Annotated in this window: 14 protein-coding genes and 2 tRNA genes; 4 read left to right on the plus strand and 12 right to left on the minus strand. The window is 65.8% G+C overall.

The window, feature by feature from the left end; translation table 11 throughout:
* Positions 1 to 793 precede the first annotated feature (793 nt).
* Positions 794 to 868: transfer RNA gene (locus tag M2331_RS00250), tRNA-Gly, on the minus strand.
* A 174-nt stretch (positions 869 to 1,042) separates the two neighbouring features.
* On the opposite strand from M2331_RS00250, the gene M2331_RS00255 reads away from it, so the two are divergent.
* Both M2331_RS00255 and M2331_RS00260 read left to right on the plus strand, forming a co-directional pair.
* Entirely contained in the window at positions 1,043 to 1,954 is a 912-nt protein-coding gene (locus M2331_RS00255; RefSeq protein ID WP_181558439.1) for a tetratricopeptide repeat protein, read from the plus strand.
* A gap of 7 nt (positions 1,955 to 1,961) precedes the next feature.
* Positions 1,962 to 2,576, plus strand: a complete 615-nt coding sequence (locus M2331_RS00260; protein ID WP_181558440.1) for an LON peptidase substrate-binding domain-containing protein — start codon at positions 1,962 to 1,964, stop codon at positions 2,574 to 2,576.
* Positions 2,577 to 2,606: 30 nt separating this feature from the next.
* Here M2331_RS00260 and M2331_RS00265 read toward each other — a convergent pair whose 3' ends face one another.
* The 10 genes from M2331_RS00265 to ftsE form a co-directional block, all read right to left on the minus strand.
* On the minus strand, positions 2,607 to 2,930 hold the full coding sequence (locus tag M2331_RS00265; RefSeq protein WP_181558441.1) for a PspC domain-containing protein: 324 nt from the start codon (positions 2,928 to 2,930) through the stop codon (positions 2,607 to 2,609).
* Positions 2,931 to 3,139: 209 nt separating this feature from the next.
* Positions 3,140 to 4,963 (minus strand): response regulator, encoded by a 1,824-nt coding sequence (locus M2331_RS00270; protein ID WP_181558442.1) that lies wholly within the window; start codon positions 4,961 to 4,963, stop codon positions 3,140 to 3,142.
* Positions 4,953 to 5,819 carry a CheR family methyltransferase gene (locus M2331_RS00275; RefSeq protein WP_181558443.1) on the minus strand — a complete coding sequence of 289 codons (867 nt, stop codon included), beginning with the start codon at positions 5,817 to 5,819 and terminating at the stop codon, positions 4,953 to 4,955. The genes M2331_RS00270 and M2331_RS00275 overlap by 11 nt, the downstream gene beginning before the upstream one ends.
* On the minus strand, positions 5,816 to 8,902 hold the full coding sequence (locus M2331_RS00280; RefSeq protein WP_264592231.1) for a response regulator: 3,087 nt from the start codon (positions 8,900 to 8,902) through the stop codon (positions 5,816 to 5,818). Before M2331_RS00280 ends, M2331_RS00275 begins: the two co-directional genes overlap by 4 nt.
* 218 nt (positions 8,903 to 9,120) lie before the next feature.
* Entirely contained in the window at positions 9,121 to 10,011 is an 891-nt protein-coding gene (gene yghU, locus M2331_RS00285) for a glutathione-dependent disulfide-bond oxidoreductase (RefSeq protein ID WP_181558444.1), read from the minus strand.
* 141 nt (positions 10,012 to 10,152) lie between these two features.
* The gene (locus tag M2331_RS00290) at positions 10,153 to 10,956 is read right to left on the minus strand and encodes a DUF1134 domain-containing protein (protein ID WP_181558445.1); all 804 of its coding nucleotides are present in this window, start codon (positions 10,954 to 10,956) and stop codon (positions 10,153 to 10,155) included.
* A gap of 141 nt (positions 10,957 to 11,097) precedes the next feature.
* The gene (locus M2331_RS00295; protein WP_181558447.1) at positions 11,098 to 11,844 is read right to left on the minus strand and encodes a lysophospholipid acyltransferase family protein; all 747 of its coding nucleotides are present in this window, start codon (positions 11,842 to 11,844) and stop codon (positions 11,098 to 11,100) included.
* 17 nt (positions 11,845 to 11,861) lie between these two features.
* Entirely contained in the window at positions 11,862 to 12,392 is a 531-nt protein-coding gene (locus M2331_RS00300) for a YdcF family protein (RefSeq protein WP_181558448.1), read from the minus strand.
* A complete protein-coding gene (locus M2331_RS00305) occupies positions 12,389 to 13,303 on the minus strand; it encodes a cell division protein FtsX (protein WP_181558449.1) in 915 nt (304 codons plus the stop codon). The genes M2331_RS00300 and M2331_RS00305 overlap by 4 nt, the downstream gene beginning before the upstream one ends.
* A 3-nt stretch (positions 13,304 to 13,306) precedes the next feature.
* Positions 13,307 to 14,044, minus strand: a complete 738-nt coding sequence (gene ftsE, locus M2331_RS00310; RefSeq protein ID WP_264577233.1) for a cell division ATP-binding protein FtsE — start codon at positions 14,042 to 14,044, stop codon at positions 13,307 to 13,309.
* Between the two features lie 219 nt (positions 14,045 to 14,263).
* On the opposite strand from ftsE, the gene M2331_RS00315 reads away from it, so the two are divergent.
* Positions 14,264 to 15,079, plus strand: a complete 816-nt coding sequence (locus tag M2331_RS00315) for a zinc-ribbon domain-containing protein (RefSeq protein ID WP_181558450.1) — start codon at positions 14,264 to 14,266, stop codon at positions 15,077 to 15,079.
* Here the strand turns inward: M2331_RS00315 and M2331_RS00320 are convergent.
* Positions 15,054 to 16,433 (minus strand): MATE family efflux transporter, encoded by a 1,380-nt coding sequence (locus M2331_RS00320; protein ID WP_181558451.1) that lies wholly within the window; start codon positions 16,431 to 16,433, stop codon positions 15,054 to 15,056. The two genes, M2331_RS00315 and M2331_RS00320, sit on opposite strands and share 26 nt — an antisense overlap.
* A gap of 416 nt (positions 16,434 to 16,849) precedes the next feature.
* On the opposite strand from M2331_RS00320, the gene M2331_RS00325 reads away from it, so the two are divergent.
* Positions 16,850 to 16,936, plus strand: a tRNA-Leu gene (locus M2331_RS00325).
* Positions 16,937 to 16,988 lie beyond the last annotated feature (52 nt).

A 16,988-nucleotide genomic window follows, 5' to 3' on the forward strand; every position in this document is an offset into this window, starting at 1 on the left:
CCATTCACAGATTCAGAAATGCCCTCGCGACGAAAGTCGCGGGGGCATTTTGTTTATCTGCTATCCGGCGGGATCGCCGTGCTGGCCATAGCGGTCACGCGATCGCGACATGATCGGGTCTCGCTGGCACCGCTGGTGCAGTAAGCTCGCTCAAGCTATCGCCAAAGGCAATCTGCATTATCTGGGCGTAGCGTGTCTCGCAGGTCAATCCAGGGCTCTACAGCGATCTCCGGTCGGCGAACATTCCGGTCAGCGGGACAACATCGGTAGGGTTGGTCCGTTGGACTGGCATGCTGTCCTTTTCACGGATGAGTTCATCGACCATGTGGGTATCCGGGACGAATACCGCTGGACGCATCGTCGCCACCGGCGCTTGCAACCGCAGCTCGCTCAATCGGCTTGGCACTCCCGTTGCGATTGTGAACCCAGAGAGCAGTGCTTGCACCCGCGACGGGCCGTGACTGCCACCAGACCGAACTTCCGCCCAGAAGCGCAGCGTGAGAGGGCAGGAGGCTATCTAATAGCCGAGGACCATGTCGGACGGTCGATGGTGCCCTGTTGGGCTTTATAGCGCCATGCGTCGCGACATGGTTTGGACCGCATAGGGCTATGCCACGACCTCAAATGAGCTAGACGCGCGCAGGGGCGGCCGTGGTCGCGACCGAGTGCCTTTTCAAATCTCGATGTCCGATCGCCCTAGACAAAGCGCTCCCGAGCGCCGAGCGACCAGATCGCCCCGCCGTGAAGACAGGCCGGCCCGAAGGCCGTTAGATCATCGAATTCTTGAAAAAACTGGAGCGGGCGAAGGGATTCGAACCCTCGACCCCAACCTTGGCAAGGTTGTGCTCTACCCCTGAGCTACGCCCGCTCTGGCGGACCGGGGCAGTGCCTTCCGGTCGGGTGAGGCGGGCAACTAGCATCGCCTTTGGAAGGCGGCAAGCCCCTTTTGCGCTTTCTCCAAAGATTCCCTGTCACCCTTGCGGAGCATCGGCGTTCCACCCCATATGGTCTGATCGAACGGACAGGCAGCAGGAGATATGACGTGGCCACCCTCGGGTTGAGCGAGCAGGACAAGCAGGCCGTCGAGGCGTTCCGTCGCGACGTTGTCGAGCCTTCGCAAACGAAGCTCGTCATGGTCGACTTCTGGGCGGAATGGTGCGGACCATGCAAGCAGCTGTCGCCGATCATCGAGAAGATCGCGGCCGAATATGCCGACCGGGGCGTGCTGCTCGTCAAGATCAATGTCGATGAGAACCGGTTCATCGCCAGCCAGTTCCGCGTGCAGTCTATCCCCACCGTCTACGCGGTGTTCCAGGGGCAACCGGTGGCGGACCTGACCCAGGCGCGCACCGAGAGCCAGTATCGCCAGATGCTCGACCAGATCCTCGCGCAATTGCCGGTCGAGAGCGAGGCAGGCCAGCGCGCGCAGGATATCGCGCCGTTGCTGGCCATGGCGGAAGACGTGCTTGCGGGCGGCGACGCGGAGCGGGCGATCGCCATCTTCGCCCAGATCAGCGAGATGGCGCCGGACAATGCCGAGGCGCTGGGCGGGCAGATCCGCGCCCTGGTGGCGGCCGGTCATCTCGATGAGGCGGACGGGCTCGTGGCCAGCCTGCCCGAGGCACTGGCGCACGACAAGGCCATCGAGCGCGGGCGCTCGGCCATCGCGCTGGCGCGGTCCGCCACGCCGGGCGTGGACGTGGCACCGCTGCAGGCCCGCATCCAGGCCAATCCGGATGATCATGACGCGCTGTTCGAGCTGTCGGCCGCCCATATGGCCAATGGCGACCGGGATGCCGCCGCCGAGGCGCTGCTGACCAGCATCGCGCGCGACCGCAGCTGGGAGGATGGCAAGGCGCGGACGCAGCTGCTTCAGCTCTTCGAGGTGGTCGGGCTGGAAGATCCCTGGGTTGCCGGCCAGCGCCGTCGCCTCTCGCAAATTCTCTTCGCCTGAGGCTGTGATGCAGCGCAGGCTGGCCATCTTCCCGCTGGGCGGGGCGCTGCTGTTCCCGCGCATGCACCTGCCCCTGCACATCTTCGAACCGCGCTATCGGGCGATGGTCTCGGAGGCGATGGCCAAGGACCAGCGCATCGGGATGATCCAGCCGAGTGGACCGGGCGAGCCGGCGCCGCTCTTCTCCATCGGCTGCATGGGGCGAATCACCGAGATCGAGGCGCTGGATGACGGGCGCTTCAACATCATCCTGGCCGGGGAGGCGCGCTTTCGCGTGCAGCGAGAACTGGATGTCCCCACCGCCTTCCGTCAGGTGGAAGTCGAAATCATCGAAGGCGTTGAGGATGAACCCGGCGTGCTGGCGCCCAGCGAGCGCGCCGCGCTGGAGGATGAGGCCCGGGCGTTCGCCGCGTCGCTTGGCTATGAGGTCGAGTGGGACGCGGTCGAGACACTGGACGACGAGATGCTGGTGAATGCCATCGCGCAGATCGCACCCTTCGATCCGGCGGCCAAACAGGCCCTGCTCGAAGCCGATGCGCTGCGCGACCGCAACGAACTGATAATCCAGCTCATGCAATTCGCGCGGCGGGGCGACGGGCAGGGCAGCCAGCGCCTGCACTGATCGTCAGGCAGGCGCGGGAGCCGAATAGGCTCAGGCGGCCAGTGGAAGGGGCTGTGGCGCGTGAGTGCCCTGATCGATGGGCTCTGCAGCCAGCTCGGCGTGCGCGGCGTCTGTGTCGACCACCACGACATCCGCGATTGGGCGCGAGGGCGCAGGGAACAGCCAGCGGCTGACGGCCACGACAAGCCCGAGGCCGAGATAGATGGCCACCGTCGCAGCGAGATTGAAGAAGACACCACAGGCAAGCGCCGCCCGGACCCAGGTCGGGTTGATGCCGAGATCCTCGCCAATGGCCTGGCAGATTCCCAGCAGCGTGTCGGGGCGTGCGAGCATCGAGGGGTGTGAGGCGGACATCGGTTGGCTCCTTGAAGGCGGGCCGATCCGTTCGACCCGCTGTCCTCCCCAAAGCATGTGTCGTGCCAATTTGTGGCTGGGGCCGCTTTTACGCCGTTTCGCTGAACGTCAGCGGAACGGACATGGCAGAAAGGTGTGAAAATTTTCCCGACGTGTGGGAGATTTCACTAACCTTGCTCACGTCCCGAGGCCATCCTTTGATGGCGGCGCTAGACCGCGATATCCATGGCGGGGCTGGGTGCGAGCAGGGATCGTGCGGCCCGGAGCAATTCCTCCGCGCTGAACGGCTTGGTCACGATCGGTTGGCGCGCGAGCAGGTCCGGCAATTGCGCCGCACCATAGCCGCTGACCATCAGGAACGGGATGGCGCGGGCCTGCAGCAGCGCTGCGATGTCCTCGACTGTCTCGCCCTGCAGATTGCCATCCAGCAGCACGAGGTCGAACTGGCCGGTGCGGGCCTGCTCCAGCGCTTGGTCATGCGTGGTGACTGGCCCGATGACCTGCGCGCCGCTCTCGCCGAGCACCGTTAGGATATCCAGCGCGACCAGAGGCTCGTCCTCCACGACGAGCACGGACTTGCCGTCCAGCGAGCCTTCGGTGGCAACCTGGAGGACGGGCTGGGGCGCCGTCCGTGGGATCGCGGCGGGGGCGGACTTCCTCACGACGGCACAGGGCAGGGTCAGGGTCCAGCGCAGCCCCTCCGCCTCGTACGTGGCGGTGGAAGCCCCCCCCTCGCTGCGCAGGCTGCGCTCGATCAACATGCTGCCGAAACCGGTGCGCGATGGCGGCGAAACGGGCGGCCCGCCACGCTCCACCCATTCCAGATGCAGTTGCTCATCCTCCAGCGTCCAGTTCAGCGCGACATGGCCTTCTGCGGTGGATAGCGCGCCATATTTGAGGGCGTTGGTCACCAGTTCGTGCAGGACCATGGAGAGATGCAGGGACGGCTCGGGCTCCAGGTCCACGTCGGGCCCGGACGCGGAGAGGCGGTCGGGACCGACCACGCCCATATCGAACTGGCCGTGGATCAGCTCGCGCAGGCTCGCGGCCTTCCATGTCGCTTCGCTCAGCAGCGAATGCGCCTTGCTCAGCGCATGGATGCGACCAATGAAGGTCGGCGCGAAATCGGCGGGATCGGCCGAATGGCGCAATGTCTGCGAGGCGATGGCCTGCACGGAGGCCATGGTGTTCTTCACCCGGTGGTTGAGCTCGCCCACCAGAAGCCGCTGGGTCTTTTCGGCCCGGCGCCGCTCGGTCACGTCGAGAATCTGTACTTCCACCGAGAGCAGCCGCCCGCCGGCGCCATGGACCGCGGAACAATAGCATTCCGTGTCGATGTCCGTCCCCTGGCGGCTGTGCAGCACGAGGCTCAGCATGTCGCGCTGTTTCACGCCGGCGCGGAAGTCCGCGAACAGGCTGTGCAGGGGGGCAGTGCCATCGGCATCGCTCCAGGCTGTCGTGGCGAGGTCGCCGCCCAGCATTTCCCGCTCGCTCCAGCCGAACATGCGCTCGGCGCCCTTCGACCAGCCGACGATCCGCTCGCTGTCATCGAACTCCACGATGGCGAGCGGGCTATTGTCGCGGTGCGCCTGCAGCCGGCCCAGTGCGCGGCTCAATTCATCGCCATGGCGCGCCAGTGCCTGCCGATGCCGGTGAAGCTCGACGAACACCTCCACCTTGCTGCGCAGCACGAGCGAATCGATCGGCTTGAGCAGATAGTCGACGGCGCCGGCCTCGTAGCCACGAAAACGCCGCGTCTCATCCGTGGCGACGGCGGTGAGGAAGATGATGGGTATTCGGCGGGTCCGCTCGGTGCCGCGCATCAGCTCGGCCAGTTCGAACCCGTCCATCCCCGGCATCTGCACATCGAGCAGGGCAAGGGCGAACTCGTTCACCAGCAACAGCTCCAGCGCCTCGGCGCCCGAACCGGCGCGGGCCGTTTCCACGCCGTCATGAGCCAGCAGCGCTTCGAGCGCTTCGAGATTTTCCACCACGTCATCGACGATGAGGATGCGGACCGGATCAGGCGACATGGCCGGGCTCCTGTGACGGGACGAGGTTGCGGCGATAGATTTTTTCCTGAGGCACGAAGTCATCAAAGCAGCCTGACGTCCTCGAGAAGCGCAGCGTCTCACGCGAGCCTAGGCCGAGATACCCGCCGCGCACCAGCGAATTGGCGAAGAGATCGATCGCGCGGTCCTGCAGATCGCGGTCGAAATAGATGAGCACGTTGCGGCTGGAAATCAGATGCGCCTCGGCAAACACCTGATCCGTCGCGAGGCTGTGCTCGGCGAACACCGCGCGCGACCGCAGCGACTTGTCGAACACCACGCCGCCATAAGCTGCAGTATAATAATCGGAGAGGGATGTGTGTCCGCCGGACAGCCGGTGGTTCTCGGTGAACTTCGCGATGCGGCTCTGCTCGTAGACGCCGCTCTGCGCGTTGTTGAGCGCGCCGGGGCTGATGTCCGTGCAGTAGAAGATCGTGCGCTCCTCCAGCCCTTCTTCCCGAAACAGGATGGCCATGGAGTAAAATTCCTCGCCATTGGCGCAGCCGGCGATCCAGACCTTGATCGAGGGGTAGGTCCGCAAATGCGGGATCACCTGATCGCGCAGGGCCCGAAAATAATCGGGGTCGCGGAACATCTCGCTCACCTGGATGGTCAGGTAGCGCATCAGCTCGCCAAAGGCGGCGGGGCTGCGCAGCACGATATGCTGCATCTGGGAGAAGCTCTCGCAGCCAAGGTGCGGTTGGGCGCGCAGCAGGCGGCGGTGGAGCGAATTGCGCGAGTAGCCGCGGAAGTCATAATGATAATGCCGCCAGATCGCCTCGATCAGCAGATCGGCTTCCAGCACGTCCAGCGGGGCAAGCTCGGCTTCGGGGGTCATCGCGGCATCCACACGCGCACCAGCGACAGCAGCTTGTCCACGTCGAGCGGCTTGGAGAGATAATCATTGGCGCCCGCTGCCAGACATTCCTGCTGGTCGCGGTCCATGGCCTTGGCGGTCAGGGCGATGATCGGCAGGTTGCGCCATTGGCTCTGCCCGCGGATGTGGCGGGTGGCGGTCAGGCCATCCATCTCCGGCATCATCACGTCCATCAGCACCAGATCGACCATCGGCGCCTCGCCCTTTGCGGACTGGTCCAGCGCGTCGAGCGCTTCCCGGCCGTTGCGGGCGATGCGGATGGTGGTGCCATGCGGCTCGAAAATACTGGTCAGCGCGTAAACATTGCGAATGTCATCCTCGACCACGAGGATGGTCTTGCCGTCCAGCGCGACATCCCGGTTGAGCGAGCGGACGACCATCTCCTTCTGCGCCTCGGGCAGTTCGGAAACGACCTGGTGCAGGAACAAGGTCACCTCATCGAGCAGCCGCTCGGGTGACTTTGCGCCCTTGACGATGATCGACTTGGAGTAGCGGCGCAGGCGCAGCTCTTCCTCGGGGGAGATGTCGCGGCCGGTGTAGACGATCACCGGCGGGAAGCCGATCGTCTCATCCTCGCTCAGCCGTTCGAGCAGATCGAGGCCCGGCGTATCGGGGAGATTGAGGTCCAGCACCATGCAGTCGAAGCTGGTCGTGCCCAACCGGTCGAGGCATTCGGCCGCACTGTGCGCCGCCACAGTCTCGACATCGCGCGAGCCCAAGAGCAGGCCGATGCTCTCAGCCTGACGGGCATCATCCTCCACCACCAGCACCCGGCGCACCCGCTGCGAAATGCGCGTCTCCAGCGCTTCGAGCATGTCGACCAGCTGCTCGCGCCGCACTGGCTTCAGCAGATAGCCCACGGCACCATTGGCCAGCGCCGCCTGCGCATCCTCGCTCACCGAAACGATATGCACCGGGATGTGCCGCGTGCGCACGTCGCGCTTCAACCGGTCGAGCACGGAGAGGCCAGTGTGGTCGGGCAGGTTCATGTCGAGGATGATGGCGTGGGGCAGATATTGCCGGGCCAGCAAGACGCCTTCGTCCGCCGTTCCCGCGACGAGGCACTGGAAACCGAGTTCGTGCGAGAGGTCGGCGAGGATTTCCGCAAAACGCGCATCATCCTCAACCACCAGGATCAGGCGGGAATCGCCGGAAAGCACCTCGCGATCATCCGCCACCGGCGACTGGCGCGGCAAGGCTGGCATCGCCGGCCCACGCGCGGGTTCGGGCAGGGCAGGGCGAGATTGCGAGCGGCCCTGATCGAGCGCGGATGGCTCCAGCTCGAGCGGTAGCGTCAGCGTGAACACGCTGCCTTCGCCGGCGGCGCTCTCGACGCCGACCGAGCCGCCGAGCAGCCCGGCCAGTTCGCGAGAAATCGACAGGCCAAGGCCGGTGCCGCCATATTTGCGGCTGACCGTCCCGTCCGCCTGCCGGAAGGCATCGAAGATGATGCCCAGCTTCTCCGCCGGGATGCCGATGCCGGTATCCCGCACGCTCAGCGCGACCCCGCCGGCCGGCGCGGCCGATGCGCGCAGCGTTATCTCACCGGCGGCGGTGAACTTGATCGCGTTGGAGAGGAAGTTCTTGAGCACTTGCTCGACGCGCTGGGCGTCGGTGCGGATGTCGGCTGGCAGGCCGGGGTCGATTTCCGTCCGCAGCGCCAGCCCCTTCGAGGTCGCGCCTGCGGAAAAGGTCGCGCTCAGCCGCTCGAACATGGTCGAGAGCTTGGCCGGGCGGATGTCCAGCTCCACCTTGCCCGCCTCGATCTTCGAAATGTCGAGAATGTCGTTGATCAGCGCCAGCAGATCATTGCCGGAGGATTCGATCGTGCGGGCGTGCTTGACCTGATCGGCCGAGAGATTGCCCGCCCGGTTCTCCCCGAGCAGCCGCGCCATGATGAGCAGCGAATTGAGCGGCGTGCGCAGCTCGTGAGACATGTTGGCGAGGAATTCGGACTTGTAGCGGCTGGCCTTCTCAAGCTCGGCGGTCTGCTCCTCAAGCGAGGCCTGGGCCTGTTCCAGCTCATCGCGCTGGGCCTCAAGCTCATGGGCCTGATTTTCCAGCGAGGCGTTGCTTTCCTCCAGCTCGGCCTGCTGCGCTTCCAGCCGCGCCTGCGATTCCAGCAGCCGCTGGCTCTGCGCTTCCAGCTCCTCATTATTGGCTTGCAGCTCTTCGCCCTGCGCCTGCAGTTCTTCGGCCTGATGCTGGGTTTCCTCCAACAGCGCCTGAAGCTGCGACCGATAGGCTGCCGAGCGGATCGAGACGCCAAGCTGCGCGGCGATCCGCGTCATGAAGGCTTCGGCATCATGGGCGGCCTTGCCGGTCAATCCCAGTTCGATCACGGCGTTGACTTCGCCATCGGCGCGCGCGGGCGCGACCAGAATCTGCTGCGGGACCGCCCGGCCGAAGGCCGAGCCGTAATAGAGATAATTTTCCGGCACCTCGGTCAGCAGAAAGCTGCGCTTGTCGCGTACGGCCTGACCGAGCAACCCATCATCGGGCGTGATCTCCAGCGGAATGGGGGCGTCCTGCGGAACGCCATAGACGGCACGGCGCTGAAAGGTCGCTTGCTCGCGGACGAACAGGGCAGCCGCTTGCGCGCCCAGATATTCGGCCAGATAGCGCAAGGCCCGCTGCGACACCTCTTCAATCGACAGGTCGCCAGCAACGGCGTTTCCAAGCCCGACCTGCCCGGCCTGCAGCCAATCCTGCCGGGCGATTTCCAGCTTGCTGCGGATGAACATGACGCCAACAGCGGCCAGCAGCCAGTTCACGGAGGCGCCGATGACGCGGTTGACAATAGCGATGTTCGGATCGACCCCATCGCGCGCGAAGAAGAAGCCCATGATCGTCAACAGCGTCGCCAGCGAGGCCGTGACGAGCGGCGCGAGCGGCGCAGACGCGAGGAAGGCAAGAACGGTGGGGAGGAGGTAGATGACCCAGACAGCGGTGCCGAGCGGAAAGATCAGGTCTCCGGCGAACGGGATCGCCAGAAGGAAGGCGATGGCGGCATAGAGAAACACTTCGCGATTATTATGAAGCACTTAATGCCCGCCCTTTCAGATGCCAAAAGGGCAGATAGCTCAGACCCCCGAGGGGAACGCCAATCAGGCATTTTGGTTCCCGCACCGTTTAAATGCGTGAAGAAATTTCTCGGCGGGGCTGTTCGGCGCCCGATAACCGGGGAATCCGGACAGGCAGGATGATGCGCATGGCCGGGCCTGGCTGACCCGGCCATGCGCGTTGTGCGTTTAAAGCCGCCTCATGCGGGCGCGTTTTCCGCCGCTGCGGCGATGGCGTCGTCGAGATCCTTGGCGCTGTGTCGCTCGGCGATGCCGCCGCCGGGGCGTCCTGCAGCATTGACGAGCAGGCCGCGGCTCACACCCTTGCGGGCATGGAGCTGCGTCACCCAGCGGTCGACATTGCGATACTCATGGACCGAGAGGAACTCCTGCGCATCATAGGCACTGCGCATCATCGATCCATACCAGGGTAGGATCGCGAAATCGGCGATGGTGATCTCGTCGCCGATGATGAATTCCTTGTCGGCCAGCTGCTTGTCGAGCACGTCGAGCTGGCGCTTGGTTTCCATGGCGTAGCGGTCGATGGCATATTCGATCTTGATCGGCGCATAGGCATAGAAGTGCCCGAAGCCGCCGCCGACGAACGGCGCGGAGCCCATCTGCCACATCAGCCAGTTGAACGTCTCGGTGCGCTTGCGCACGTCGGTCGGCAGGAAGGCGCCGAACTTCTCGGCCAGATAGACCAGCATCGATCCGCTCTCGAACAGGCGCAGCGGCGGGTTCTGGCTGTAATCCATCATCGCCGGAATCTTGCTGTTCGGGTTGATCTTCACGAAATCGCTGCCGAACTGCTCGCCGGTGTAGATCTTGATCAGCCAGGCATCATATTCCGCGTCATAGCCCGCGGCCAGCAGCTCCTCGAGCATCACCGTGACCTTCTGGCCATTGGGTGTGCCCAGCGAATAGAGCTGGAGCGGATGTTCGCCGATGGGCAGGGTGATGTCCTGCCGCGCGCCCGCCGTCGGCGCATTGATGCTGGCGAACTGCCCGCCATTCTCCGTCTCGTTGCGCCACACCTTGGGCGGAACATATCCGGCGGGCAGATTGTTGGCGGGGTCGCTGTCGGCCATGGTCTTGTCTCCTGTGCGCGGTGTTATGCCGCCAATCTAGCGCCTGCGCGCGCACAGACCAGCGCTGCGTGGGATGAGTTTGTCTCTGCCCGCGCGAAGCGGCGCTTTACCCGATTGGTCGAGCGCCGCTCACGCGAAGGCTCAGAAGGGCACCCAGTTGCGCTTTTCGGTGAACTTCATGTAGCCGGCATTGACGCCGAGCCGATAGCCGACGCCCAGCCGGATGGGGATGAGCACGATATCCCCCCAGCGCATGTAGCTCGCGTTGAAACCGCCGACGAGATAAGCGGCGCCCTCACCGGCCGGGAAGCGCTTATAGAGCTCCTGGCTGTCATAGAGATTGTAGACGAGCACGAAGGTCTTCGCGGCATTGCCGCCGAGGTCGAAGCCGATGGACGGGCCGGTCCAGTAGACGTCGCGCTGGCCCTCGATCTTGTGGAACAACGTCCCCGATCCGTAACGCAGGCCGATACCGATGGCGCCCGAGGCCTCGCGCCCGGCGATGTAGGCGATCGGCTCGCCCTGATCCTTGAGGATGTTCTCGATGATGCCGGCGAGCCCTTCAGCGCCCTTGCCGAAGACGCCCTCGGCCGCGCCGATCAGATCGTCCTTCTTGTAGGTGTTCGCGGCGGCGTTCTCCGGCACGCCGGCGGCCTCGGTCGGTGTGGTTGCGGTCTGGGCCGTGGTGCTCGCTGGGGGCGCGGGCGGCGGGCTGGTGGCCGGATCGTTATAGACCGGATCGGCTGGCGGGTAGGAGGGCGCAGGCTCGGATGGCGGCAGCGTCTGGTTCGCCGGTGCGCCGGGCGCGAGATCTGCATCGATCTGCGTGTTGGGATCGACCGTGTTGATCTGGGCCGCGGCAGGCGCCGCCACCAGTGCCGCGCTGGCCACCAGCCCGATCGCCCAAGTGATGAGAGGCTGGATCGGTGCTCTCGTCCGGTTCATTCAAATGTCTCCCGCAATCGCAGATCGGCCAGCGGTCGTGCCGCAATATCGCTGGCACGATCAGACCCCCGCTCGAGCTTAGCTATCCGTTCGCCCGGATGAAACGACAATGAACGAACGGTGAGTCGAATCGATTTCGCGTCAAACCGAATCGATTTCCCGCTCGGCCGCTGGTCCATTGAGGCTGTTGATCGCCTCGAACACTTGGCGTTCCGCTTCTGCACGAGGCAGGCCGGGCGGAATGAGCGGCGCCAGTCGATAGGTGATGACGCCGGAGCGCTTCAGGAAACTGTTGCGGGGCGATAGCCGGCCCGTATCCAGCGCCACCGGCAGCACGGGCACGCCGAGCATGGTATAGAGCCCGGCAAAGCCAGCCTTGAGCCGGGCACGCTCACCATGCGGCACGCGCGTCCCTTCCGGGTAGAGCAGCACGGGGCGGCCCTCGGCAAAGGCGGCGCGCGCTTCGGCACGGATGCCGCGCAGCGCGCTGGCACCGCCTGCCCGGTCGACGATCATCAGCCCATAAGCCCGCGCCACCGCGCCCCAGACCGGGATGTCCCCCAGCTCGCGCTTGGCGGCGATCACCGGGCGATGGAAGAGGATCACGGCATCCAGCGTCTCGAACATCGATTCATGCTTGGAGACAATGAACACCGGTTCGTCAGGGAACGCGCCCTCCACGACGATCTTCTGGCCCAGCACCCAGCGCGCCAGGAACCGGTGAATGCGCGACCACACCGCCGCGAGCGGCACGACCTTGCGCGCCCCGAACGGCATCACGCTCAGGCAGGCGAGCAGCAGGAAGACGGTCATGCCGTAGAACAGCACCGAGAACAGTGCCGAGCGCAGCGCCGTGACCAGCGTGCCGAGCGGGGACAGGGGCGGCATGGGCTTTCCGTTCCCGCTCAAATGCCGAGCAGACCGGCAATCCGCCGCAGGGCGAACTTGTGATATTCGCGGAACAGCACCGTCAGGCTGGGGTGAGACCGCACCGCGTCCGGCACGATGCGGACCGAAGGGTCGATCTGGCGCGAGAGTTCATACTGCGCGCGACGCATGTGCCAGTCGGTGGTGATGATCCGCACGGAGGTGTAACGGTTGCGGCGCAGCCATTGCGCCGTCTCGATGGCATTGGAGCGCGTGTCGATCGCCTCGCGGCCCAAGGTGATGCAGCAACTCATCAGCGTGGGCGACACCCTGTAGAGCGCGGCAAATTCGCCGCGCCGCACGTCCCGGTCCACGCCCGAGACCAGCAGATGGCGGCTCTGGTCGCGGCGGAGGAGGGCCAGCCCGCGCTCGATGCGTCCTGCCGAACCGGTGAGCACGACGATGGCGTCGGTCTTTTCATCGTCCTGCGGCTGGGGCAGCAGCAGCGCGAACCAGGCAAAGCCGAACGCCCAGACCAGCAGGATGATCGAGAGAAATCGCCGGATCACAAGGAGCGCTCCAGCGCCCGCCGCAAGGTGAGGCGCGCCGACAGCGAGGCGACGCCCACACCCGCCACCGGCAGCAGCGGGAAGATGATCCACGCGATGCCGGGCAGCGAGGCGCTGCTCATGAGATCGGACGCCACCGCCGCCATCGAGCGACCGACAAGGATGATGACGAGCGTCGCCGCCGCATAGCCCACCACGCCGCCGAACAGCGCATCGAGCATCATCCGCCGCTGGAACAGGCGCACCACCTGCGCATCGGTGGCGCCCAGCATGTGCATGATGTCGATGGTACCGCGATGGGTGGCGTGCGCGCCTCGTGCGGCCAGCACGACCACGGCGCCGGTCGCAAAGGCCATCAGCGCGACGACGGCGAAGGCGACGAGGCCGATGGACCATACAAGCTGCGCCAGCGGCGAGAGATAATCGCCGTGCGGCTCGACGCGAGCATGGGGATTGATCTCTTTCACTGCCTTGTCGAGCACAGCGAGCCGCTCGGTCCGGGCGCTCTCCGGGGCCAGCAGCTCGGCATCGATCAGCGCCGGCAGCGGCACATCGGCCAGCTTGAGGTCGTTGCCGAGCCAGGGCGCGAGTTGCGCCGCCAGTTCACTTTCCGGCACGACATGCACGGTGCCGACATCCTCGGCCTGATCGAGCAGGCTGACGATGCGGCGCACCGCTTGCCCGCGCGCCTGCGGATCGGCCTCGGCCACCTGCACGGTCACGCGGCCGGAGACCTCATCCACCAGCGCCCGCGCGCCCTGATTGAGGGCGAGGCCGGCGGCGGTTGCCAGCACGGTCAGGAACATCATGATCGCGATCACCCACGGCATCGGCCCGGTCAGCCGGCCCTGCGGCAGCAGCGGGCCAGGGCGATAAGGGCGGCTCATGCCTTCGAGCGGATTGCGCGCCATGGCTCAGGCTTGTCCCGGCTGGTGGGGCGCGGGGCGATAGGGTGAGGAGAGCGCGCTGACGCCATCCTGCCCCTCGATCGGCGCCATACGCCCACCCTCGAGCCGCATGGTCCGCGCGCCGGAGACCTTCCCCAGCAGGGCGGTATCATGCGTGGCGACGACGATGGTGGTGCCGAGCTTGTTCAGCGCCTCGAACAGGGTGATGAGCCGGGTCGCCATGTCCCGGTCCACGTTTCCGGTTGGCTCATCGGCCACGAGCAGTTCGGGCCGGCCGATGACTGCCCGGGCGATGGCGACGCGCTGCTGCTCCCCGCCCGAGAGGGTGGCGGGCAAGGCATGGGCGCGGTCGGACAGGCCGACCCAGTGCAGCATCTCCTCCACCGGCGGGCGGATCTGATCTTCGTTCACACCGGCGATGCGCAGCGGCAGCGCCACATTATCGAAGGCCGAGAGGTGCGCGACCAGTCGGAAATCCTGAAACACCACGCCAATGCGGCGGCGGAAGCTGGGCAGGCGGGCGCGGGGCAGGGTAACGATATCGGCATCGAACAGGCGGATTGCGCCGCGGCTGGGGCGCTGGGCAAGATACAGCAGCTTGAGCAGCGAGGTCTTGCCCGCGCCGGACGCGCCGGTGAGGAAATAGAAGGCCCCTTCGTCGAGCGAAAAGCTGAGATCGGACAGCGTCTCCGGGCCGGGCCCGTACCGCAGCCCGACATTCTCGAACTGGACTATTCTAGCCATCGCCGCGATTGCATGTCCCCATTAATGGCGCGCGGCCACGCCCGCCGATGATCTGCCGCGCCGTGCATGGCACAGGCCCCCATTGCGGGCAAGGTGGCGGATGGTGCGCCGGCCTCGCGCGCGTCCCACAGGCCCTGCCGTCCGTCGCTGTGGGGATATCCCCGGCCACGTTCAAACGCCCGCTTGCCCTCTGCGGGAAACCGGTGTTTATGGAGCGCGATGATCCTCGTCTGCCCTCAATGCGCCACACGCTATGTTGTGCCTGATAGCGCGATTGGTGCTGCGGGCCGTCAGGTCCGGTGCGCGTCTTGCCGCCACAGCTGGTTTCAGGAGGGCGCGCCGGTGGAGCGCCCCGAGCCGGCGATGGCCGATGCTGCGGCGGACGCCGGCCTTGCGCCCAATGAGGTCCCCGCATTCGCACCCGTCGAGAGTGCAGAAGCGCAGGCGCCTGTGGCGCCGGTCTCGGTCGGCACTGAGGAAACCGCCGCCGCAGCGCCCCCGGCTGAACCGCGTCACGACCCGATCGATCCGCCGCCTGCTGCCGCGCCGTCGCAGGAGTTCGTCCATTATCCCGACGAGCCAGCCGAGGCGCCCACCCGTCCGCGTCGCAATCCCGCCAGGCTCTGGACGGCTGCGGCGCTCGCCTTCTTCGTTGCGGTGAGCCTCGCCGGTGGCGCGCTGGCCTATTTCGGCCCGCCCAACTGGGCCGTTGCGCTCGGCTTTGGCGGAGCGCCTGCCACCTCCGGTCTCAATTTCTACCTGCCTAAGCCGCCTGAGCGCCGCAACTTGCCGACCGGCGAGGAATATTTCGCGTTCAGCGCCCGCATCCTCAACGATAGCGACCAGGAACAGACCGTTCCGCCGGTAGTGGTCGAACTGCGCGACGATCAGGGTCGCCTTGTGTTCAGCTGGATGACCAAGGCGGACAAGTCGACGCTCAAGCCCAATGAGGAAGCGCGCGTGTCCGAGAGCCGGCTGGACATCCCCAAGAACGCGCGCAACCTTGAGCTCAGGTTCGCCGATAACGCAGGCTGACCTGCCAGAAGCGCGCTGCCTGCAGCACCATCGCCGCCGCCATGCCGAGCGCCGCGGCGAACGCCAGCCCCGCCGATCCCCAGCCCTGCGCATGGCCATACCAGCCCATGACGCCCATCACGCCAAAGAAGGCGATGATGCCATTGACGCTGGCGACCACCTGATCCCCCAATGAGCGCAGCGCTGCGACGAAGATCGCCTGGATGCCATCGCACAGGATGAAGGGAGCCAGAATGAGCAGCATGATAAGCGCTTCCCGCGCCACGGCCGGTTGCGCGGTGAGTCCGGCGACAATCGGCCGGCCGAAGAGCAGATAGGCGAGCACCACCGCACCCATGAACAGGATGGAGAGGCCGCACGCGATCATGGTGCGGCTGCGCGCCTCCCATGGCTCGCCCGCGCCCACCGCATTGCCGACCCGCACGCCGGCTGCGGAGCCGAGCCCCAGCGCCAACGCAAAGCCCAGATTATGCAGCGAGAGCATCACCTGAAAGCCGCCGGCCACGATCTCACCCATCTGGGTCGAGAGGATCATGAGATAGGAGAAGCCGAGCACTTCCATGGCGGCGCCAATGCCGGGCATCGCGCCGAAGCGGACGATCGCGCCGATGCCGCTCAAGGCGCTGCGCCAGGCCGCCAGGTCGAGCCGGCGCAATCCGCGCTCGCGCGCGCTTGGCAGCGTCCACGCCATATAGGCCATGGCAAGGCCGCCGCCCAGCGAGGTCAGCGATGTCGCCAGCGCGGCGCCGAACGCGCCCATCGCCGGGAAACCGAGATGCCCGAGCGCCATGGCCCAGGTCAGCACGGCATTGACCGGCAGGGTGGCGAGGTTGACGATCAACACGCGGCGCGGCGCGCTCACCCCTTCCAGAAAATAAGCACAGCCGATCGAGAGCATCTGCCCCGGCAGGCCCAGCATCATCGCGGCGAGCACATGCGCGCCGGGATCGACCAGCGCATCGGCGACGCCGGTCAGCGCCAGCAGGGGGCGGGCGAACAGCGCGATGACGATGGCGCTGGGCACGCCGAGCAACAGGCCGGTCAGCACCGCTTCCCGCCAAAGCGCCCCGGTGCGTGCCAGATCCCCGCCGCCATCCGCGCGGCTGGTGAAGACGATCACGCCGGACATGCCGGCCAGCAGCAGCATCAGGATGACGAACATCACCACCCGGCCGGCTGCCAATGCCCCGAGTTCGCTCGTGCCCGCATAGCCCACCACCGTCACATCGACGAGGTGCATGATCGTCCAGTTGAGATTGGTGAGGACGATCGGCCAGGCCAGCCACGCGATGCGGCGGGCCTCGCTCAGCAGGCCGGTGTGGCGGGGTGGCAGGATGGTGTCAGTGTTGGACATGAAGCTGCTTGATCAGGAGAGGAGGGGAAAGAGGGAGCGGGACCGGAAGTTATGCACTCCGCGCACGCGTCGGGCATACTGATTCGCGCGGCGCAGGCTGCGGAGTATCGAAGTGACGAAACGGATAGTCAGCACAGCCGCGTGGCATCGGATCGGTCCTTCCGGCGCAGCCATGGTCGGGCTTTTAGCGCCCGCGACACAAGGACTGCAAAAATCGTGATAAAAGCGCGTGCATTGGGCACGTCAGCGCCCTGCTGGATCGCCTGCAGGGGCGTGCAAGTCAAGCCAACAGCCCGATCCCACGCTGCGTTTCACGCTATATCACGATGAAGTGCGAAGGATGGTTGCATGCCCCGAATCCCTTTGCTAAAGGCCGCCGCCTACCCGGGGGCCATCGGCTCCCACCTCCCTGATGTGCGGTCGTGGCGGAACTGGTAGACGCGCAACGTTGAGGTCGTTGTGGGCGAAAGCCCGTGGAAGTTCGAGTCTTCTCGACCGCACCATACAGTCCATGAAAAACCAGTAGAATCGGGCAGGCTAGCAGCCTGGCCCCAT

The sequence above is a fragment of the Sphingobium sp. B10D7B genome, from assembly GCF_025961955.1.
Classification (GTDB): domain Bacteria; phylum Pseudomonadota; class Alphaproteobacteria; order Sphingomonadales; family Sphingomonadaceae; genus Sphingobium.

Bases quoted from the DNA above. Each gene is read 5' to 3' on its own strand.
- M2331_RS00295 (WP_181558447.1), bottom strand. From the start codon at position 11,844: ATGCCGCCCCTGTCCCCGCTCGGCACGCTGGTCACGGCGCTGCGCTCG.
- ftsE (WP_264577233.1), bottom strand. From the start codon at position 14,044: ATGGCTAGAATAGTCCAGTTCGAGAATGTCGGGCTGCGGTACGGGCCC.
- yghU (WP_181558444.1), bottom strand. From the start codon at position 10,011: ATGGCCGACAGCGACCCCGCCAACAATCTGCCCGCCGGATATGTTCCG.
- M2331_RS00265 (WP_181558441.1), bottom strand. From the start codon at position 2,930: ATGTCCGCCTCACACCCCTCGATGCTCGCACGCCCCGACACGCTGCTG.
- M2331_RS00315 (WP_181558450.1), top strand. From the start codon at position 14,264: ATGATCCTCGTCTGCCCTCAATGCGCCACACGCTATGTTGTGCCTGAT.
- M2331_RS00275 (WP_181558443.1), bottom strand. From the start codon at position 5,819: ATGACCCCCGAAGCCGAGCTTGCCCCGCTGGACGTGCTGGAAGCCGAT.
- M2331_RS00260 (WP_181558440.1), top strand. From the start codon at position 1,962: ATGCAGCGCAGGCTGGCCATCTTCCCGCTGGGCGGGGCGCTGCTGTTC.
- M2331_RS00305 (WP_181558449.1), bottom strand. From the start codon at position 13,303: ATGGCGCGCAATCCGCTCGAAGGCATGAGCCGCCCTTATCGCCCTGGC.
- M2331_RS00290 (WP_181558445.1), bottom strand. From the start codon at position 10,956: ATGAACCGGACGAGAGCACCGATCCAGCCTCTCATCACTTGGGCGATC.
- M2331_RS00320 (WP_181558451.1), bottom strand. From the start codon at position 16,433: ATGTCCAACACTGACACCATCCTGCCACCCCGCCACACCGGCCTGCTG.
- M2331_RS00270 (WP_181558442.1), bottom strand. From the start codon at position 4,963: ATGTCGCCTGATCCGGTCCGCATCCTCATCGTCGATGACGTGGTGGAA.